19 protein-coding genes are annotated in these 21,142 nt (G+C 51.2%); 6 read left to right on the forward strand and 13 right to left on the reverse strand.

Annotated elements, in window-relative coordinates; genetic code table 11:
* Positions 1–2 precede the first annotated feature (2 nt).
* The 6 genes from M2133_RS11415 (at position 3) to M2133_RS11440 (ending at position 7,349) form a co-directional block, all read left to right on the forward strand.
* Positions 3–920, forward strand: a complete 918-nt coding sequence (locus M2133_RS11415) for a hypothetical protein (protein ID WP_277466263.1) — start codon at positions 3–5, stop codon at positions 918–920.
* Between the two features lie 11 nt (positions 921–931).
* Positions 932–1,798, forward strand: a complete 867-nt coding sequence (locus tag M2133_RS11420) for a glycosyltransferase (RefSeq protein WP_277466264.1) — start codon at positions 932–934, stop codon at positions 1,796–1,798.
* Between the two features lie 3 nt (positions 1,799–1,801).
* On the forward strand, positions 1,802–2,755 hold the full coding sequence (locus M2133_RS11425; RefSeq protein ID WP_277466265.1) for a hypothetical protein: 954 nt from the start codon (positions 1,802–1,804) through the stop codon (positions 2,753–2,755).
* Between the two features lies 1 nt (position 2,756).
* The gene (locus M2133_RS11430) at positions 2,757–4,022 is read left to right on the forward strand and encodes a glycosyltransferase family 4 protein (RefSeq protein ID WP_277466266.1); all 1,266 of its coding nucleotides are present in this window, start codon (positions 2,757–2,759) and stop codon (positions 4,020–4,022) included.
* A gap of 1 nt (position 4,023) precedes the next feature.
* Complete coding sequence (locus M2133_RS11435; RefSeq protein WP_277466267.1) at positions 4,024–4,782, forward strand: glycosyltransferase family 2 protein; 759 nt, start codon at positions 4,024–4,026, stop codon at positions 4,780–4,782.
* Between the two features lie 62 nt (positions 4,783–4,844).
* Positions 4,845–7,349 (forward strand): YfhO family protein, encoded by a 2,505-nt coding sequence (locus M2133_RS11440; protein ID WP_277466304.1) that lies wholly within the window; start codon positions 4,845–4,847, stop codon positions 7,347–7,349.
* 142 nt (positions 7,350–7,491) lie between these two features.
* On the opposite strand, the gene M2133_RS11445 is transcribed toward M2133_RS11440, so the two are convergent.
* From M2133_RS11445 to M2133_RS11505, 13 genes are all read right to left on the reverse strand, one after another.
* The gene (locus M2133_RS11445) at positions 7,492–8,610 is read right to left on the reverse strand and encodes a glycosyltransferase (RefSeq protein ID WP_277466268.1); all 1,119 of its coding nucleotides are present in this window, start codon (positions 8,608–8,610) and stop codon (positions 7,492–7,494) included.
* Complete coding sequence (locus M2133_RS11450; RefSeq protein WP_277466269.1) at positions 8,607–9,155, reverse strand: HAD family hydrolase; 549 nt, start codon at positions 9,153–9,155, stop codon at positions 8,607–8,609. The genes M2133_RS11445 and M2133_RS11450 overlap by 4 nt, the downstream gene beginning before the upstream one ends.
* Entirely contained in the window at positions 9,133–9,834 is a 702-nt protein-coding gene (locus M2133_RS11455) for a nucleotidyltransferase family protein (protein WP_277466270.1), read from the reverse strand. The genes M2133_RS11450 and M2133_RS11455 overlap by 23 nt, the downstream gene beginning before the upstream one ends.
* A gap of 1 nt (position 9,835) precedes the next feature.
* Positions 9,836–10,423: a D-sedoheptulose 7-phosphate isomerase gene (locus M2133_RS11460; RefSeq protein ID WP_277466271.1), complete on the reverse strand. Its 588-nt coding sequence runs from the start codon at positions 10,421–10,423 to the stop codon at positions 9,836–9,838.
* The gene (locus M2133_RS11465) at positions 10,402–11,439 is read right to left on the reverse strand and encodes a dehydrogenase (protein WP_277466272.1); all 1,038 of its coding nucleotides are present in this window, start codon (positions 11,437–11,439) and stop codon (positions 10,402–10,404) included. Before M2133_RS11465 ends, M2133_RS11460 begins: the two co-directional genes overlap by 22 nt.
* Positions 11,440–11,549: 110 nt before the next feature.
* Complete coding sequence (gene ahcY / locus M2133_RS11470) at positions 11,550–12,968, reverse strand: adenosylhomocysteinase (protein ID WP_277466273.1); 1,419 nt, start codon at positions 12,966–12,968, stop codon at positions 11,550–11,552.
* Between the two features lie 769 nt (positions 12,969–13,737).
* A complete protein-coding gene (bioD, locus tag M2133_RS11475; RefSeq protein ID WP_277466274.1) occupies positions 13,738–14,388 on the reverse strand; it encodes a dethiobiotin synthase in 651 nt (216 codons plus the stop codon).
* Entirely contained in the window at positions 14,385–15,158 is a 774-nt protein-coding gene (gene bioC, locus M2133_RS11480; RefSeq protein ID WP_277466275.1) for a malonyl-ACP O-methyltransferase BioC, read from the reverse strand. The genes bioD and bioC overlap by 4 nt, the downstream gene beginning before the upstream one ends.
* Positions 15,148–15,801 (reverse strand): pimeloyl-ACP methyl esterase BioG family protein, encoded by a 654-nt coding sequence (locus M2133_RS11485; RefSeq protein WP_277466276.1) that lies wholly within the window; start codon positions 15,799–15,801, stop codon positions 15,148–15,150. The genes bioC and M2133_RS11485 overlap by 11 nt, the downstream gene beginning before the upstream one ends.
* A 26-nt stretch (positions 15,802–15,827) precedes the next feature.
* Positions 15,828–16,985, reverse strand: coding sequence for an 8-amino-7-oxononanoate synthase (locus M2133_RS11490; RefSeq protein ID WP_277466277.1), 1,158 nt, complete (start codon positions 16,983–16,985; stop codon positions 15,828–15,830).
* The gene (gene bioA / locus M2133_RS11495) at positions 16,985–19,201 is read right to left on the reverse strand and encodes an adenosylmethionine--8-amino-7-oxononanoate transaminase (protein WP_277466278.1); all 2,217 of its coding nucleotides are present in this window, start codon (positions 19,199–19,201) and stop codon (positions 16,985–16,987) included. Before bioA ends, M2133_RS11490 begins: the two co-directional genes overlap by 1 nt.
* Positions 19,202–19,254: 53 nt before the next feature.
* Positions 19,255–19,590 (reverse strand): hypothetical protein, encoded by a 336-nt coding sequence (locus M2133_RS11500; RefSeq protein WP_277466279.1) that lies wholly within the window; start codon positions 19,588–19,590, stop codon positions 19,255–19,257.
* Positions 19,591–20,567: 977 nt separating this feature from the next.
* Positions 20,568–21,101 (reverse strand): hypothetical protein, encoded by a 534-nt coding sequence (locus M2133_RS11505; protein WP_277466280.1) that lies wholly within the window; start codon positions 21,099–21,101, stop codon positions 20,568–20,570.
* Positions 21,102–21,142: the final 41 nt, after the last annotated feature.

The raw sequence follows: 21,142 nt of genomic DNA on the forward strand, positions 1-21,142 counted from the left end.
ATATGAAACAATACAATATCCCTATTCTGTTCCTGATCTTCAGCCGGCCGGATACCACCCGGGAGGTGTTCGAACGTATCCGGCAGATCAAGCCGGCCCGGTTGTATGTGGCGGCTGACGCGGCTCGGGAAGGGCGGCCGGAAGAGGCCGAACGTTGCCGGCAGACCCGGGCAATTATCGAAGGTATCGACTGGCCTTGCGAATTGAAGACATTATACCGGGAGAAGAACCTGGGCTGTAAGGTAGCTGTTTCGGAAGCCATCACCTGGTTTTTCGAACAGGAAGAATATGGCGTGATCCTGGAAGACGATTGTTTGCCCGATCTTTCGTTCTTCCCGTTTTGCGAAGAGTTGCTTATTCGTTATAAAGACGATGAACGCATTGGCCATATCGGTGGGAATAACTTCTTCCCGGGCATCATAAAAGATGGGCTGAGCTATGACTTTTGTTCTTTTACGCATATCTGGGGATGGGCTTCCTGGCGGCGGGTATGGAAGAACTACCGGGTGGATTTCCCTTATTGGTCGGAAGCGCAAAGAGAGCGAAGAAAGCGCAAATCATTATTCCTGAATTTGCGGGACGAGATCTATTTCTCTTCTTTTATCTCCGATACATTGAAAGGGAAGAACGGGATCAATACCTGGGATGTACAGTATCTCTTGACTCTCCGCACGCAAAATCAATTATCCGTTTATCCGGCGGTCAATCTGGTGACCAATATCGGATTGGAGTCGCCCAATGCAACACATACGGCTAACTCCCGGAAGAATAAAACAGCGTATGTCGAAGCCAGTCCGATCTCTTTCCCCTTGAATCATCCGCGTTATATCTTGCCGGATCAGGAGATCGACCGGTTGACTACCCGTAAGAAGTTCTTTTCTTATAAACGCTTGGCGCGTTATTTCCTCAAACTTTATTAAATGAAACAAAGATGAAAGTGAAATTGCTCCTGGAGAAAGTATATTGGGCTTTGGCCAAAAGAACGCGGGTCAAGAAGCAAAAGAGTTACGAAGGCTGGTTGGCCAAAGGATATAACAATACGCCGGATATCAGTTTTATTATCCAGTCGCATAATAAAAGCAACAGTGTGATTCATACCGTAAAGCAACTCCGGAAATACCCGAAAGCGGAGATTATTGTGATGGACGACGGTTCTACACCCGATCATACGAAGCGATTGGTCAATTTCCTGGATGGAGCCAATGAGTTTCTGATCCGCGCGAATGACTTATACGAGAATGTGATGTACGACAAGGCCATTCGTTTTGCCAACGGCACCTATCTTGTCCTGTTGCAAGACGATGATGAGATTGTCGGCCTGGATTGGGTCGATAAAGCGATCGCTTACTTCCGGCAATATCCCGATATGGCTATTCTGGGTGGCTTTAACGGACTTGACTTTACGATCTATGAAGAAGAAAAGTGGGGGGTTGCCGATCTTTATAAAAACAAGGATATCAGCGAAAAGGAATTTCTGTTCGTACACGCCGTAAACCGTGCGCCGATGTTCATTCACAAACCGCTGTATATGCAGCACCTGAAGCACATAAGGTTCTCTTTTGCTCCTTTCCAGTGTGATGATACGGAGCTTTGCCTGCGGGCATGGCTTTCCGGCTTGAAAGTAGGATGGTATAACGCCGGTTTCCGTTCGTTGATGGCCGGAGGTATGCGTATCTGGAATAACGAGTTCACCCGGACACAGGAACAAAGGAATAAAAGGCAACTGTATGACTTGTACAAAGATCATATCATACAGTTAAACGGATTAGTTGAAGAAGCGAATAAAAGCTTATCATAGAAAATGAGAGAGACACTGGCAAAGAAGTACGAACAGTTGAATGCCCAATTTAGTCGGCAACTCGTATATCGGATTGGACTGGAAGCCGGTTTCTTTTCCGAATACAATAATATGATCCTGGCTATGCTCTATTGTCTGGATCATAAGATCCAATTCAAGTTGTATTCAAAAGATGCAAACTTTGATAAGGAAAATGGCTGGACGGGGTTTTTCAAACCTTTTTGCGCGGAAGATCATACTGAAACAGGGAAAGTGCATTATCGAACGGCCAACTGGCGCTTTGCACTGAAGCGCCTATTCAAAGGACAGAAGTCCGCTTTCCGTAGTTTTATTCCTTATTTCTTATTTTTCAAAAAACAGTTGTACACACAGGATGTTTTTGGGAAATGCCGGGATGTTTCTCCCCGAAAGCACTACCATATCCCGGAGTTAGGGATAGAAGGTAACCTGCAGGATGCTTGTGCCCGATTGATTGAATTGACCTGGCGTTACAATGAAGAGACAGAAATTGCCGTTGATCATTATAAAAAGAGAAACAACCTGCCCGAGCAATATATCGGTTTGCATATACGGGGCGGCGATAAGTCTGAAGAGGCTGATCTTTTAGCCGTTGATATTTATATCAAGAAAGCAGAGGCATTATCCGGGATAAGAGATACATTTGTACTGACGGATGATTATTCCATCATCGAGAAACTCAGGCAACACTATCCGGAATGGACTTTTCATACGTTATGTGATACAGATGAAAGAGGTTATTTCCATGAAAAGTTCGTGGAAGAAAGTGCGGAGATGAAGCGCAATAAACTGATTAAGCTTTTTGCTTCGATGGATATCCTGGCCGGAGCTTCTCTCTTTATCGGTACGTTTTCTTCCAATCCAGGGATGTACCTGGGTATGCGAATGAAGCAAGACAAAGTGTATGCTGTAGATATGCCGTCATGGAGAATTTGGTAAGATGAAGATATTGATAGTAAATACCTCCGAACGAACCGGTGGCGCCGCTGTGGCTGCCAACCGTTTATTGAAGGCTTTGCGTAAGCAAGGGGTTGAGGCGGCTTTTCTGGTGCGGGATCGGAGTAGCCGGGCGGCGGAGGTGTATGCCGTTGATCGGGGCTCCTGGCTGGAAAAGCAAAAGAACCGGTGGCGCTTCCTGTGGGAGCGGTTGATAATCTTTTGTTGCAACAAAGGCAAGCGGAAGAACCTGTTTCAGGTATCCATTGCCAATACGGGAACGGATATCAGCCGGCATCCATTGGTGCAAGAGGCGGATGTGATTCATCTGCACTGGATCAATCAGGGCTTTCTTTCCCTTGATGATATTCAGGCGTTGATCGATACCGGTAAACCGGTGGTCTGGACATTGCATGATCTCTGGCCGGCAACGGCTATCTGCCATTATCCCGGGACTTGTGAGAAGTTTGAACTGGAATGCTACCACTGTCCGAAACTTGTGGATCGACCGTTATGGGATCTGGCGCGGGCGGTGTTCCGGCAGAAGCAATCTCTCGCTTTGGCGAAGGTTGCTTTTGTCGGATGTAGCCGGTGGATCACGGAGCAGGCCCAACGGAGTGCCTTATTGCGGCAAGCCGCATTCCACTCCATCCCTAATCCGATCGACCGGGATGTCTTTCAACCGATCGACCGGGCGCAGGCGCGGGAATCTTTTGCTTTGCCTGTGCATAAATGCCTGATTCTTTTTGCGGCGGCGAAGTTGTCGGACGACCGGAAGGGCGCCAATTACCTGTTGGAAGCTTGCCGGATCTTAAAAGAGACCACCACGCTCCCGATCGAAGTGGTTTTAATGGGAAGTGGTTCGGATGAATTGATCAACGCTTTCTCTTTCCCGGTGAATGAATTGGGTTATATCTCTGAAGATCGGAAGAAAGTCATGGCGTATGCCGGTGCCAATCTGTTTGTGAGCCCCTCCCTGGAGGATAACCTGCCCAATACGATTATGGAAGCGATGGCTTGCGGCACACCTTGCGTCGGCTTTGATACCGGGGGCATTCCGGAGATGATCGATCACCAGGCGAATGGCTATGTCGCCCGGTATAAAGACCCGAAAGATCTGGCCGCCGGCATATTGTGGGTATTGGAAAACCGGGAAGCGAAAACTTTATCTTCGGCTTGCCTGGAGAAAGTGGAACGCAGTTACAGCGAAGCGGTGGTCGCCGGCCGGTATATGAATCTCTATGAAGCGTTATTGAAAAAGAAGTTATAAGATGTCAACACCAGTCTTTTCTATCATTACCGTCACCTACAACGCCGCCCAATGGTTGGAGCGGACCCTTCTCAGCGTCCTGCGCCAGTCGTATCCGCACGTGGAATACCTGATTATCGACGGTGGATCGACCGATGGCACGGTAGAACTGATCGAACAATACCAATCGGGCATTGCCTATTGGATCAGTGAGCCCGACCGCGGCCTTTACGATGCCATGAACAAGGGACTTCGCCGGGCAACGGGCGACTATGTCCTGTTTCTCAATGCCGGCGACTGTCTGCATACGGCAAATACCTTGCAGGAGATAACGGCCTCGTTGAAAAAGAGCGTATCTTTGCCGGACGTAATCTACGGCGATACGCAGATCGTAGATGCGGAGGGGAACTCTTTAGGCTTGCGCCGCCTGCGCCCGCCCCGGCGGTTGACTTGGAAGAGCTTCCGGATGGGTATGTTGGTGTGCCACCAATCGTTCATCGCCCGGCGGGAGATCGCTCCGTCCTATGATACGACGTATAAGTTGGTCGCCGACTACGATTGGTGCATTCAATGCCTGAAGAAGGCGAAAGGAATAAAGAACACCCGAATGATTCTCTCCGATTTCCTGGAGGAAGGCTTAAGTACTGTGCAGCGGAAAGCCTCTTTGAAGGAGCGGTATGCGATCATGACGAAGTATTATGGCCCGGTAAGTACCCTGTTGTTGCATGGCTGGTTTGCCATCCGCTTTTATGCGGCGAAAGGGTTGAAAGGGAGAGTCTGATCATTGCTTTACGCTCCGCTAAGCGAACGTTGTTAGATAATTGTTAATTGAAAATGGATATGATGCAGGATAAGATAAAGGGATGGGGCAAGCACCTTGCCGCCATCGTTGTGTTTTTAGGATTGGTGGTCACCTATTTCGCCCCGGCGATCATTGACGGTAAGGTGTTACATCAGAGTGATATGATCTTTGCCGAAGGCATGGGCGACAGCCAGATGAAAGCCTATGAAGAAACGGCCGAACCCGGAGAGTTCAGTGTCTGGTCGGACGCCGCATTCGGTGGGATGCCTTATATTTCGGGTTATGGTAGTCCGGCTCCCAACCTGCCTGGCTTTGATGTGATCGAGAAACCGACGAAAAGTATCGGATACCTGTACGCCGGTATGGTATTGACCGGTTTGATCTGTTTCTATATCCTGATGTGTGTGATGGGTGTAAACTGGTGGCTGGCCTTGGCCGGTGCCATTGCGTTTGCTTTTGCCTCTTACAATATCCTGATCATCCCTGCCGGGCATGTAACCAAGGCTTATGTGATGGCTTATATGCCGCTTACCCTTGCGGGCATGGCTTTGTTGTTCAAACGCAACTACCTGTGGGGAACTATCCTTTTCCTTCTTGGCGTTGCCTTGTCGGTTAGCAACTTCCACATGCAGATCACCTATTACCTGGCGCTTCTCTGTTTCTTCGTCTATCTCGGTTATGGGATTTGGCGAATCCGAATGAAAGCATATAAGGAGTTGGGACTCGTTACGGCCGTTATGGCGGTTTGTGTGGTGCTGGCTGTCTTGCCCAATGCCCGCAACCTGTACGTGCAATGGGATTGGGGCAAGAGTTCTATCCGTGGGGCCACGGAACTGACGACTGCTTCTGCCGGCGACGAGAAGATCTCTTCCGGATTGGACAAAGAGTATGCTTTTCAATGGAGCTATGGTAAGGGTGAATTACTGACGATGTTGATCCCGAACGTCTACGGTGGGTCGAGCGGTGGTAAATTGGACAGCGACTCCGAATATGCCCGCTTCCTGCGTGCCAATGGTTACCAGGTTGGCAAAGAGGTACAGGCACCGACCTACTGGGGAGATAAGCCGTTCACTTCGGGTCCGATGTATTACGGGGCAGGCATTTGTTTCCTCTTCGTCCTGGGTCTGTTTGTGATCCGCAATCCGATGAAATGGTGGTTGTTTGCCGGTGCCCTGTTACTGACTTTTATGGCGCTGGGAAGGAATATGGCGTGGTTCAACGATTTCCTGTTCCATTACCTGCCGATGTACAATAAATTCCGTACGCCGGAGACTGCCTTGGTGATCCCGGGCATGATCTTGCCGATCATCGGACTCTGGGGATTGAAAGAAATACTCTCCGATGCGGTCGATCCCAAGCGGTTGAAGCAGGGATTCTTTACCGCCCTGGGCATTACCGGCGGGCTTTGCCTCGTTATCTGGCTGGCGCCGACGGCCCTGTTGAGCTTCCAGTCCGAGAATTACGACGCCCAATTCGCCGGTCAACCGTTCTATACCGGTTTGTTGGCCGACCGGGCCGCCTTGGCTTCGTCGGATGCTTTCCGTTCGCTGATGTTCGTCCTGTTGACGGCCGGACTGGTGTTTCTTTATCTCAAGGCAAAGAACAAAAAGACGGTGTCGCTGGTGGTTTGTGCCGGTATCGCCGTATTGACGCTGGCCGATCTCTGGGCTGTTGACAAACGTTACCTGAATGCGGATAGCTTTGTCAAGGAAAAACCTTCGGCTGGGGTCTATCAGCCCTCTGTAGCCAATCAGGAGATCCTTAAAGACACGGATCTTTCCTACCGGGTGATCAACCTGAACAATCCGTTCAAAGAAACCAATACGTCTTATTTCCATCACTCCCTGGGCGGCTACCATGCGGTGAAGCTTCGCCGTTATCAGGAACTGATCGACCACCGCCTGATGCCCGAACTGGGGCGTATCATCCAGGCTTTCCAGGGCGAGCAGGTGACGATGCAGACGCTTCAGGAAGTGTTCCTGCATACGCCGTCATTGAACATGCTGAATACCCGTTATGTGATTTACAATCCCGGAGCGCCTCCCGTTTATAATCCTTTTGCTTTCGGCAATGCCTGGTTTGTGGCCGATCTGAAAGTCGTCGAGAATGCGGATGCGGAAATCGAAGCGTTGCATACGATCAATCCTTTGCGAACGGCAGTGGTCGATAAACGTTTTGCCGGCGAACTGGAAGGCTTCACTCCCGCGCCGAGGGATTCCGTTTCAAGTATCGAATTAATCAGTTACCGGCCGAATAAATTGACGTATCGATCAAACGCTATTGCGGAGCAACTGGCCGTTTTCTCCGAAATCTATTACCAACCGGGATGGACAGCGACGATCGACGGGCAACCGGCTTCCCATTTCCGTGCCGACTGGACACTTCGCGCCATGCGTGTGCCTGCCGGTGCGCATGAGATCGTTTTTGAATTCCGACCCAAGGGTTATATCGTTGCAACCCAGGTCGGGGTGTATAGCTCCTTCCTGATTCTTTTATTCGTCCTGGCTGCGATTGTTTATTCGGTCTGGGAAAAAAGGAAAAAGTAACCCGCCTTTTATTGTTTGACAGCTGTGAAACAACTGTTTGATAGCTGTCAAACAGCTGTTCGATAGCTGTCGAACAACGGTTTCACAGCCTTCAAACAATAAAAAGGGGAAAGGCATATACAAAAAACGCTCCAAATTATACTTATTCGGCACTGAGATGTATCAATTTCTCGGTTAAGGTTTCCCAGGAAAGGGCCGTTTTCTCCCGGATGATATTCGCCGGGAAGAGCGTTTGATTTGCCGGAGTGAATAATTCGTTTATTCCTTTGGCAAGGGCTTGTGAAGAGATGTCGGAGACGACAATCCCGGTCTGCGGCAAGCCGATGCTTTGCGGGAAATCACCCACGGGAGTGGCGACCATCGGAAGATCGTAATGATAGGCGACCGAGACGACGCCGCTCTGCGTAGCCGAGCGATAAGGGAGGATCAGGGCATCGGCGGCAGAGAAAAACGTGGGGATCTCCTCGTCGCTGATATACCGGTTATATACCCGGATCCTGTCGCGGGCAGCCGACTGATCGATCAACGCCTGGTATTTATCAAAGCTACCGTACGCTTCGCCGGCAATCACCAACTGATACGTATCGTCCAGTTCGTCCATGGCTTGGATCAATAGGTCTACTCCTTTGTAATCCCGGATCAGGCCGAAGAAAAGCAACGTGCGTTTGCCCGGCAGGAGGGAGAGGCGGCGGCAGGCTTCTGTTTTGTCTATTCTATTTCCGAAATGGTTGTACAACGGATGCGGATTGTTGATGTAGTGGGCCTGCGGACGTAGTTTCAACAGGTCCTCTTCTACGGTCCGGCTCATCACCACAAAGCCGTAGCTCTGTTTGAACAACAGGGAGGCCAACGGACGGTCGAAGAAACGGGGTTCGTGTGGGATCGCGTTATGGATCAGTGTGATCACCCGGCAATGCTTTTTCATCCGGTGAGCAATATGTGCGTAAGCGGGCGCAAAGAACGACATCCAATAGGCGATAATCAACACATCCGGCTGGAAAGACTTCAGGGCTTTTACGGTCCGCCCATAAGAGAAAGGATCGATACTGTCTAACAGGCGTTCACTCGGGACAGGGATCGCCTGATCGCCTTCTTCTACGTACTGCGTTTTCCCGGGAAAGAGGAGATCCGGGTATAATCTTTTGAAATTAAAAGCTTTCACCTCGTGTCCTTCTTTCTCCAACGTGGTATAAAGCATTGCGCTGAACTGGGCTATGCCTCCGCGGTAGGGATAAAAGGGAGAAAGGATGGCGATCTTCATGGTGTTTGCAGTTTCTTTGCAAAAGTAAATAAATCCTTGCAGGAAAGATAGACCGGCGTGGGTTTAATTTCTTCGGCCGTATAGCGACTACCGATCAGGACACCTTTGATTCCGGCGCGTGCGGCCAATTGCATATCGGTCAGACTGTCGCCGGCGAGCCAAGCGTTTGCCGGATCGATCTCGGGGAAGTCGCGTAAGGCCTGATGAATCATGCCGGGATTGGGTTTGCGGTCGGGATGGCTCTCGTCTGTTTCGGTGCAACAGTATATTTTGTCGATCTTTCCGTGATGGTTTTCAATTTGTTGCAGCATATAGCTGTGGATCTCGTCGAGAGCCTGCCGGTTCATGAGTCCCCGGCCGACACCCCGCTGATTGGTCACCACAATCAGGCGGCGGAAGAGCCGGGAGAGTACGGCAAGCGCCTGCAACGCCCCTTCGGCAAAGACAAATTCGGAAACGGACTTGACATAGTCGCCCGGACGATGTACGTTGATCACCCCATCGCGGTCGAGAAAGAGCGTATCAAAAGGTTTTGTACTTTCCATCCGCAAAATCTTTCCGGGCCTGTTCGTAATCTTCGGGAATACCGATATCGAGGAAGTAACGCCCGGAAAGGAATCCGGCGAGTTTCTTTGATCCGACCACTGCTTCGAAGTAATCTTTCTCCAGCGAGAACCGATCGGGGTAGTGTCTCAACGCTTCCCGGCGGATGAGGTAGACTCCTCCGTTGATCAGGCCGCTTTCGCCGGTTTGCTTTTCCCGGAAACGGGCGATATGGGCGTCGTTGTGGAGTTCGACCAACCCGTAGCGGGTGGCCGACCGCATCTCTTTCAGCGCAAGCGTGGCTTCGGCTCCCATCTCCCGGTGGGAAACGAGCATCGCCGCGTAATCGACCGGGAAGAAAGTGTCGCCGTTGAGGATAAAAACATCCGGTTGTTCCGCCTGACAGAGGGAAAGCCTGGCGGCTCCTCCGGTACCCAGCGGTTCTTCTTCGACCACCAGGGAGATACGCATCCGGGTGGAGAAGGCCGACAGCCATTCCTCGATCACTTCGTGGCGGTAGCCGACGGCCAGGATCACATGATCGAAACCTGCCGCTTCGAGCGTCTCCAAAAGATAATAAAGGAAAGGCCGCCCGGCGACAGGCGCCATGGCTTTGGGCAGCTCTCTGACTACCGCTTGCAGGCGGGTGCCCATTCCTCCGGCTAAGATGATCGCTTCCATCTCAATCTGCCTTGAAAAGGGTCGCTTCGACAATCTCACAGAGAATATGCCCGATCGTGATATGCGCTTCCTGCACACGGGGCGTGTCCGTCGAGGGGATGGCGATCAAGAGATCGGAAAAGGCTTTCAGTTTCCCGCCACTTTCACCGGTGAAACCGATCGTTTTGATCCCTTTCTCCCGGCAGACCTCAAAGGCTTTGACGATATTGGGGGAGTTGCCGGAAGTAGACAATCCGATCAGGAGGTCTCCCTTTTTCCCCAATCCTTCCATCAGGCGGGCATAAACGATCTCGAAGGAATAATCGTTGGCGACTGCGGTCAGGTACGAGGTGTTGTAATGCAATGCTTCGGCGGGTAGGACTTCGCGGTCCAGATAGAACTTGCCGGAGAACTCCGCCGCCAGGTGTTGCGCGTCGGCCGCGCTTCCGCCGTTGCCGCAGAAGTAGATTTTCTTGCCTTGCCGGAAAGCTTTAATCATCCATTCGGCTGCGGCAAGGACAGATTCTTGCAACCGGGGATCGTTCAGGAGCTTTTGCATCAGGGTCTGATGCTGTTCGAGTCTTTCTTTTAGGGTTCTTTTACCGTCCATGTCATTAATCCTTTCTTGCAAAATTCAAACGAATGCAGTTTGCCGACACCCAGGTCGGTCAATGCGCGGGCCACGGGGTAGCTACTGTTGCCGGGGCAGTAGAAAAACATGAATCCGCCGCCGCCGGCTCCGGAGATCTTGCCGCCCAGCGCGCCCTGGCCGATGGCCGTATCGTATATCTTATCTATTGTATCGTTCGAAATGTGCCGGGCCATTTTCTTCTTGTTCTCCCAGCTGGTGTTCAGTGCCTTGCCCAGTTCCCAGAGTTCCTCTCTCAACAGGCAGTTCTTCATGCGGAAAGCCTCTTCTTTCACTTTGTGCATCGCCTCGAGCGCCTCTTCTTTCTGCTGGCGCACGTTCTCTACCTGCTCTTCGATGATACGGGAGGAGCTGCGGGAGAGGTTACTGTAGAAAAGAAGGGTGTTCATCGCCCATTCGTACAGGATATCGTTGCTGATCCGGAGCGGATTGACAATCACTTTATCGCCGGCCAGGAACTCCATAAAGTTCACTCCGCCGAAAGTGGCCGAATATTGATCTTGCTTGCCTCCGGCCATGCCGAGGTCGACGCGTTCAATCTCATAAGCATAGTGCGCCAGATCGTATTTCCCGAGAGGAAGTTTCATCCATTCGGTAAAAGCACCCAGGATGGCAACCACTAAGGTCGAGGAGGTGCCCAGGCCGGATCCCGACGGTACGTCCATGGAGGTCGTGAGTTCGAACGACAGCGGCCGCCCGTGGTTGAAGCGTTGCACGATCGAGTTATAGATGCCCCGCTGCAAGACCAACGGCCCTTCCGCCGGCAGAGAAGGAACGGCATCAAACTCCTCCGTAATGCCTTCGTCGACATGAACGAACCGGATCTTCCCCTCTTCCAACGGACGGATCGTCGCATAGGCAAACAGGTTGACCGTGACGTTCAGTATCGCGCCTCCATACAAATCCGAGTAAGGCGAAACATCCGTCCCGCCACCGGCGATGCCTAAACGAAAGGGGGCTTTGCTTCGAAATAACATAGAAATTATGAATTATGAATTATGAATTATGAGAAGTAAGCATGAATTATAAGAATAGAGCTCCCTCTTCTTTCTCATAATTCATAATTCATAATTCATAATTCGTTATTTTAATAACGATAATGCTCCGCCTTATAAGGCCCATCCACCGCAACTCCGATGTAGTCGGCCTGTTCGGAAGTGAGCTTTGTCAGTTTCACGCCGATACGCTCGAGGTGCAGGCGGGCCACTTCTTCATCCAATCGCTTCGGTAAGCGGTAAACACCCGTTTCGTAAGGCATGGTCCACAGATCGAGCTGCGCCAATACCTGGTTGGTGAACGAGTTGCTCATCACAAAAGAAGGATGCCCCGTGGCGCAACCCAGATTGACCAGGCGGCCTTCTGCCAACAGGAAGATCGAGTTTCCGGTCGGGAAGGTGTACTTATCCACCTGCGGTTTGATGTTCGTATGTTTGATATTCGGGAAATGAACCAGCTTGTCTACCTGTATTTCGTTATCGAAGTGGCCGATATTGCAAACGATCGCCTGATCGCGCATCTGCGTCATGTGTTCGATCGTGATAATGTCGCGGTTGCCGGTGGTGGTCACGAAGATATTCCCTTCTTTGACCGCTTCTTCCATCGTCGTCACTTCAAAGCCTTCCATCGCCGCCTGCAGGGCACAGATCGGATCGATCTCTGTCACCATCACCCGGGCACCGTAAGAGCGCATGGAGTGAGAACAGCCTTTGCCCACATCGCCATATCCGGCGACGACGACTACTTTCCCGGCGATCATCACATCGGTAGCCCGTTTGATCCCGTCGGCCAGCGATTCGCGGCAGCCATAGAGGTTGTCGAATTTGGATTTGGTGACCGAATCATTCACATTGATGGCGGGAACCAGCAACTCACCCTTTTCCATCATCTGGTAAAGACGGTGTACGCCGGTGGTGGTCTCTTCCGAGATTCCTTTCATCTCTTCCACTGCCCGGTGCCAACGGCTGTTATCTTCGTCCAGGATCCGTTTCAAGGTATCGAGGATGACCTGTTCTTCGTGGTTACCGCCTTTGCGGTTGATCGTTTCGGCATCATTCTCCGCTTTATAGCCCCAATGCACCAGTAAAGAGGCATCTCCCCCATCGTCTACGATCAGGTTCGGCCCTTTTCCGCCCGGGAAGCGGAGCGCCATATCCGTACACCACCAATACTCTTCCAATGTCTCCCCTTTCCAGGCAAAGACCGGAACGCCGGTAGCCGCGATGGCCGCCGCCGCATGATCCTGTGTGGAGAAGATATTGCAACTGCACCAGCGCACATCAGCGCCCAGCGAGACCAAGGTCTCGATCAGTACGGCAGTTTGTATGGTCATATGCAAAGAGCCCATCACCCGTGCCCCGGCCAATGGTTTTTGTCCGGCATATTTCTGACGAATAGCCATCAATCCCGGCATCTCATGTTCGGCAATCTCAATCTCTTTCCGCCCGAATTCCGCCAGGCTCATATCAGCTACTTTATACGGTAGCGTTGTTGGGAATAGTTCTGACATAGCTTTAAATGTTCTTTTCTAACGATTTTATTATTTAAACGACAAAGGTAAAGAAATATTGGGGATTTCAGGGAAGGAGTTGTGGAAACGTCTATTATCACTTCGCTTTGAGCATAAAAATCTTCAAGAAACCATTTTGTTGGTATCAACAAAATGCTCTGCTCTGAGATGATTACGGATCACCCCGGAAAGTTGTGGAGCACTTCCTTTCCCCCTCTTTTGCCAAAAGGCCAGCATGGGTATTTCGCGGGATATTCAAGTAGGTTGAAATTTGAAGATTTGCGGACAACCGGAACGGTTGTAATCTTGGTAGCCCGTTGCTTTAGCATCGGGTTAAAACGGATACATTCTTCACACGGGCGTGCTGAAGGTACGCCATTGAATACCAGTCGCGTACCTTCGGCACGCGTTGCGCGACAATCACTCATCCTAAACCCGAAGCTAAAGCAACGGGCTACCAAGATGATGTCCCTTCGGGACCACGGGAAAACCTTCAACTCTTCTTCCATGCGAATGGACTTCGCGGATTTGTAAACCATTGAAAATAAAGCGTTAACATTCTCTTCAGAAACTACTGGTAGTTTGCGTACCAACTACCGGTAGTTTGGCAACAAAATATTAGTAGTTTGCACGCAAAGTACTGGTAGTTTGAAAAAGGGAACTGTGGTAGGTTTCAAATCGGTTGATATTTGAGGATTTTTTTCCATTGTCTGAATCAGGAATTGAAGATCGGCCTGCGGCCACTCGCTGCACTCGTTTTGCTTCATTCTCAATTCTTCTTTATTGCAGGCACCTCTATAAACCCGGCTCCCGGAAAATGCCGTTCGAGATACTTTCGGATAAAGCGTTGGGTATCCTGGCTGATTGTTTGGTCTTCCTGCTCGGGGTAGAGGTTGTAGGCGACCATTTCCAGCCGGATGTTTCGGTTTCGGAGGGCTTCCAGGCTCAATAGGGTATGGTTGATGCTTCCCAGTTTGGCGGAGGTGACGAAGATGACCGGGTAGTTTCTCTCCTGTATATAGTCGATCGTCAGATAGTCTTCGGTCAGGGGCACCATAATGCCTCCGGCTCCTTCCAACAGTACCCGGTCGTAACGGTTGGATAGGATCCGGGTGGCCTCCGCTATTTTATGGAAATCGATCGGGCGGTTGTCCAACCGGGCGGCCAGGTGGGGCGAGGCCGGGTAGGTAAAGATCTCCGGCATGGTATAACCCAAACGGTCCTCTTCGGTATAATCCATACCCATCAGTTTGCGGTGGAGATCAATATCTTCCGAATAACCGGTGTTGCCGGTCTGGATCAGTTTCTGGGTGATGGTGCGATAGCCTTCTTCGTTCCACCTGCGGGCAATCAGGCCGGTCGCATAACTCTTTCCGGCATCGGTATCAATGCCTGTAACAAAATAGATATTCTCTTTCATTTCTTTTTCGCGATAATATAGATGGGATGATAGGTGAGCGGGAGGGAGCCGTCGACGTTGAATATCCGGTTATATTCCGAACAGAAACGCGAGAGGCGCTCTTTGGTCCACTGTTGTTGTTGGATGCCGGTCACGCCGGTGCGTTTCAGGTGGTAGAGCACTTCCATAGCCGTTGGGAATGTTTTGGTGATCTGCTCTTCCGAAGCATGGATAAGGGCATAATCCGGCGATAACATACCGGTGATCTCCCGCAGGGAAAGATAGGGGAGCCCTTGTCCGGTAAGCGCCGCGATCTCTTTCATATTCTCCTTCCCGAACGTACTGAAAGCCAGTATGCCGCTTGGGGCCAGTAAAGAATGGGCTTTTGTGAAGAACGCTCCGGGATCTTTAAACCATTGCAAAGCGGAACAGGAAGCGATCAGATGGTATCGATCCGGGAAAGGATAATTCTCCGCATCCCCCGGTTGAAACCGGATCTGTGGGTTCAACAGGTCTTGCAGATTATATTTCATCTCCGGACAAAGATCGTTCAGGAGCATCCTTTCGGGCGAGAACGTCCGGACTAAGAGGCGCGAGAAGATGCCCGTGCCGCACCCGATCTCCAGCACCTGCCGGATAACGGAGGGCGAGAGTTCCCGCTGCAACAGCTGATTCATAGTTGTCGCAATCCGGCGTTGCACCGTCGCCTCTTTTTCGTAACTCTCTGCCGCTTTGGAGAAGCGTTGCCTGATCAATTGGCTGGGACCGATTTCTAATTCTTTATTTTCCATTCTTCATTCCCTTAAACCATTCTTCCGGATAATGTTCGGAATCGATCAGATTCAGAACTGTTGCCGTCCCTTCCCAGGCTTTTTGTTGGTTGGCCGGAAGAAAGATCTTGTCGCTTTTCCCGATATAGGCCTTGTCCCATCGAAAGGTAGAAGGAAGGGGCTGCTTACTTCTCTCCCCGATCAGGCGGAGCTCTTCGCGCAAATCCTCGATCGACCGTTGCGGTATTTGGGCAAGGAAGCGGTTGAGGGCTTCAGCAGTGCCACACATCCGGCGCCGGAACTTCTGCAGTGTTTGTTCGTTCAGGCCATCGAGTGTTCCCTGAAAGATCCGTTCGGCGATGCCTTTTTCATCATCTACGGGGTAGGGAGTGCCGTTGATGGCGATACTTTCACTCACCGGGAAAGGGTTATCTCGTAGGATATAGGACGCCGCCCATACGCCCATCGACCAGGCAACGACCTGCACCTCGGAATACTCCATCACGGCTGAATAATCAAACGCGAGCGACCGGTAATCATAACAGATCCAGCAATCCCTGTCCTTAGGCAGATACGCCTGGAAAGGCCGTTCGTCCATGCCCCACCCGGCGAAAAAGAGGAGGAGGGAGGGGGATTTTCCTTGTTTGTATTTCTTTATAATCATAGTACACTTGATATATTGTTATCATACTATAGCAACCGAACTAACTGTTCCACCTCCTCTTCCCTTATCGCTGCCGTTAGGGAGAGGCGGATGCGGGAAGTGCCTTCCGGTACGGTCGGCGGGCGGACGGGCAGTAGATAAAAACCTTTCCGCTGCATCTCTTCCGCTTTGCGGACAGTCGCCCGGCTATCGCCGATCATGACCGGGAGGATATGGCTGGTGGAAGGACAAGCGTAGCCTTTCCCGATCAAGCTCTCTTTCAGGTATCGGCTGATCGCTTGCAGGTGATCCCTTTTTTCTTTCATCGCACCAAGCTGTTCCAGGATATAACGCGACCACATCAGATTGACCGGTGGCAAGGCAGTGGTAAAGATCAAGGTGCGCATCTTATTGATCAGATACTCCCGGATAACCGGTTTACATATAATATATCCGCCGACCGAGGCCAACGCCTTGCCGAATGTGCCGGTCAGAAAATCAATCTCCTCGATACAACCCTGTTCCTCCGCGAGTCCCAGCCCTTTTTCTCCCCGAACCCCTATGGCATGGGCCTCGTCGACATACAAAAGAACATGGGGATACTGTCGTTTCAATTCCACCAGCCGGCGCAGATCCGCCTCGTCGCCGTCCATGCTGAAGATACTTTCCGTTACGATGATGATCCTTTCGTAGTCGCTTTGATTCTTATGGAGTAACGAAGCCAGGTGTTCGTAATTATTGTGTTTGTAACGGATATATTGCGCGGAGGACAACCGGATCCCGTCGATCAGACTGGCATGTACTAACTTATCGGCCAGAATCAGGGTCTTGGCGTGGCATACGGCGGGCAGAATGCCCGTGTTCATGTGGTAGCCACTATTGAAAACCAAGGCTGCTTCGGATCCGAACAACCGACAGAGTGTGTCTTCCAACGCCGTATACGCCGGGAAATTGCCGGTGAGCAGGCGGGAAGACGAAGCGGAAGGGAAGAATGTCTCCGGCGTCAGGGTCTCAAGGAAAGTCTTTCGCAAAGCGATATCTGTGGCCAGCCCCAGATAATCATTGGAAGAAAGATTAAGCATCCGGTTTCCCTGCCGGATGACCTCCCGCTCGCAATGGGTGACTTCAGGCAATTGCCGCCGGTTGCTTTTCTCTTCCAGCGCCTGTAATTCTTTCCGGTAGATGTCTAAGATTTGTTGTTCCATCAGATTGATTCATTTACGATTTTCAGTAATGCGCGGGTGAGTTTCGTCAGCTGCTCCGGTGCGATCACGAAAGGCGGCATGATATACACCAATTTGCCAAAGGGACGCACCCATACGCCTTCTTCCACAAAACGCCGTTGGATCACCGCCATATCGACCGGTTTCTTCATCTCGATCACGCCGATGGCTCCGAGTACGCGGACATCCATTACCTGAGGCCATTCCGCCGCGGGAGCCAACTCCCGTTTCAGTTGCGTTTCAATGGCTTTCACCCGCTGCTCCCAACCGGAGGAAAGTAGTAGTTCAACCGAGGCACAGGCCACGGCGCAGGCCAACGGGTTGCCCATAAACGTGGGGCCGTGCATAAACGCGCCGGGCTCTCCGTTGGAGATGGTATCGGCGATGTCCGCATTGGTCAGTACCGCCGAGAGCGTCATATATCCGCCGGTCAGCGCTTTGCCGATGCATAGGATATCGGGGGCTACCCCGGCATGTTCCCAGGCAAACAGCTTCCCGGTACGCCCAAAGCCGGTGGCGATCTCATCAAAGATCAACAAAAGGTCGTTCTCACGACACAGCCGGGCAGCCTGCCGCAGGTATTCCGGATGATAAAAGCGCATGCCTCCTGCCCCTTGCACGATCGGTTCGAGTATGACGGCCGCCAATTCGTCTTTGCGTTGCGCGATGAGCGCTTTCAAGGGCAGGATATCCGCCTCGTCCCACGCCCCATCAAAACGGGAAGAAGGTGAAGGCACGAAATAGCGTACCGGAAGCGCGCTGCCGAAGATCGTGTGCATGCCGGTGACCGGATCGCAGACCGACATCGCATTCCAGGTATCCCCATGATACGCCGAACGCAAGGCAACAAAATTAGTCTTGGCCTTCTGCCCCTTGGCATACCAGTATTGCACCGCCATTTTCAAAGCAACCTCCACGGCCACCGAGCCGGAGTCGGCATAAAAGATCTTTTGCATCGAAGGTGGAACCAGCGGCAACAACAGCTTGCCCAACCGGATCGCCGGATCATGTGTCAGTCCGCCGAACATCACGTGCGACATAGACTCGAGCTGCTGCCGGGCGGCGTTATTCAACACCGGATGATTATACCCGTGTACGGCGCACCACCAGGACGACATGCCTTCGATCAGCCGCGTGCCGTCTTCCAGTTCGATCATGCAGCCTTCCGCCCGCCGCACTTTGTAGGTCGGCAAGGGATTTGTGGTGGAGGTGTACGGATGCCAGAGGTGTTCGCGGTCGAAGTTGTCGGCCGGATAATATTTCTCGATCATCGGTTTGTCTTCCGCTATTTTAGAGCCAAGGGTGGTGAGCAGATCGCCGACAATCGCCGAGTTGACGCCGATAAACAAAGCCTTCTCCATCGCCTCTTTCGTGAGCTGCGACCTTCCCCCCGCAAAGCGAAGGAAAGCAGTCGGGTTGATCAGGCGGAAAAGGGCGATGGTGGTCAGGATCTGCTCTTCGGTCAGCGGCTGGCTGCCGGCCAACGGTGTGCCGGCAATGGGCTGCAACAGGTTGATCGGTATCGATTGGATATCCAATTCTTTCAGGGTGAAGGCAAACTCGATCCGTTGTTCCATCGTCTCTCCCATGCCGATAATGCCTCCGCTGCAGACCTGCATACCGATCCGGCGCGCCGCCCGTATCGTTTCGATTTTCTCCTCTATCGTATGCGTAGTGCAGAGCTCCGGGAAATAGGAAGGCGCCGTCTCCAGGTTGCAATGGTAACGATTGACCCCCGCCTGTTGAAGGGCCGACAGTTCTTCTTCATTCAATAAACCCAACGAGGCACAGAGTTGGATCGATGTGTTTTGGCGGAGATAACGCACCGTGTCGCCGATCTTCTCCAGGTTCCGCGCGTTCGGCTTGCGTCCGCTGGTCACCAGGGAGAAGCGATGAACACCTTGTTGTTCGTTCTGCCGCGCCTGACGAAGGCATTCTTCCCGGTCGACCAATTCGTACACCTCCGCCTGGGTCTGATAATGCATGGATTGGGCGCACCATTTACAGTTCTCCGGGCAACGTCCGGACCGGGCATTGATAATCGAGCACATATCGAAGGCCATCGAAGCCATCCGGCGGGTGATCTCATGCGCTGCCTGATACAACTCCTCTTTTTCGGCGGACCGGGCCAGTCGACAGGCCTCTTCCGGTTTGATACTTCCCCCTTCCAGTATCCGTTTCTTAATCTCTAAAATCATATCTTGTCTTTTAGTTGTTACCCCATAAAAAAGCCGGATAGATACACGCGTATCTACCCGGCAAGTCTGTTCTCCGATATTATTAGTTCAGTTGATTGTACACTACATACTTCCTCCGCTACCTGCGGCTGAATGAGTAAACGATAAAATTGAAAAAGAATCTCGGACGTCTTTTCTTCCGCTTCTTTCGCTTCTTCATCCCCATCCGTTGTCAAGCGCAACAGCAGGGTCTGTACGGGCGATTGCTGTTTCTTCAAAGAAGCATCGGCCAGCCCTTTTTTCAACGCGCCGATCGTCACACAACGCCCCAGGCTACTGAACACAGCATACCCCTTCCGCGACCAGCGACGGAAGCGAATAAGAGTCCGGTGAGAGATTGTCCTTTTCATTCGGGAACAAAGATAGTGAAAAAACCTTACCACATAAAAGTTTTTACCCCGGTCTTCACCTTTCACCCGTTCGCCAGATCCCTGTATTGATCAGCGTTTCGGGTGAAAGCTAAAGGAATACCTTAAAAAACGACAGACCATCCCGAAAAAGGCCGCCGGCCTTTTGGAAAACTCCGCCGGCCTTTTGAAAAACCCTGCCGGCCTTTTGAAAAACTCCGGCGGCCTTTTTCGGAAGCCTCCATCCTTGATACACCTGTCTTTGGAAGTCAGTCGGATTTCCGGGATGATCTCAGTTTTTCTTTACCAAGCCTTCACCCAAAACGCTGATCAATACAGGGATCTGGTGAACGGGTGAAAGGTGGAGGGGGGGGTGTAAAACTTTTATGTGTAGGCTGCCCAAAATAAACATTGCACTTTGCTCGGCCAAAGCGCAATGTTTGGTCGGCCAAAGTGCAATGTTTTGGAAAGGGGGGTGTGCGGGGTTCAAATAGTTTGAGATGTGAAGATTTTTGAAGCCGCGGACCACACCCACACACAACGGAGCGCTGAAAGCGCGAAAGCAAATCTTTCGCGCTTTCAGCGCTCCGTTTTTATATGTATCCTTAACCCGGGGTGGCGAACCTCTTCAAGGTTCTGACCCCGGGCTGATGTATTACGCGCTTTCAGCGCTCATTGTCCTTTCAGGACGATCGTACTATTCGCAGGGTATTCTGAGGATTTTTTGTTCTTTAGGATCTTCAAATCTTGTGAGATGTGAAGGTCCCATTGTCTGAATCAGGATTATCAGGATTGAATATATTTACAAGATTAGAGGCGAGCGAAGCGAGTGTCACAGGCTTTAATCCTGCCCATTTATTCAATCCTGATAATCCTGATTCAGACAATTGATCTTCACATTCTCTTCCATTCACCGCCCTGAGCCTACTAACTACCAACTACTGAAGAAAATCTTCCGATTTTCTTCCATTTGAAAAGTTTTATTTCCGGCCTTCTCCGACGAAGATTTGTCCTTTGTTTTTGAACAGGATGTTGAAGGAGGTCAAGCTGCCGTAGCAACGGGTGATGTATTGCTGCAATACGATCTTTTCGTCATCCTGGAGGTTGCTTCCGTTGATCTTCTGCTCCATCACCCGCAGGCGTTCGCGCAGGATAATGATCTTATTGAAGAAGTTGCTGATGGGCATCTCGTAGGGTTTCAATTCCGGGTTTGCCGGTTTGATTACCAAGGTTCCACCCCGGTATTTGTCGGCAATGGGAACGATCTCGGTGATATCGGCGAAGGTGCGCAGGATACGGGTCAATGTATTCTCGATCATCTCCATGCTGACCAGGTCTTCATCCGGCTCCATCAGGTCGATCACTTCCATGCCTTCGTAGTTTCTCAGGATCTCCCGGTTTCCAAAGTCCATAAAAGTGATCAGGTAACTATTCGATTTCACCTGGATAACTACTCCCGGACCATACTCTTTGTGTCTTACTCGTGAACCAATGCCTAAAACTTCGTTTTCCATATTTGTATGTATTTAAATCTGTTTCTCTTTCTTTATCAAAC

Origin of the sequence: Parabacteroides sp. PF5-6 (assembly GCF_029504695.1) — a bacterium.
Classification (GTDB): domain Bacteria; phylum Bacteroidota; class Bacteroidia; order Bacteroidales; family Tannerellaceae; genus QVMG01.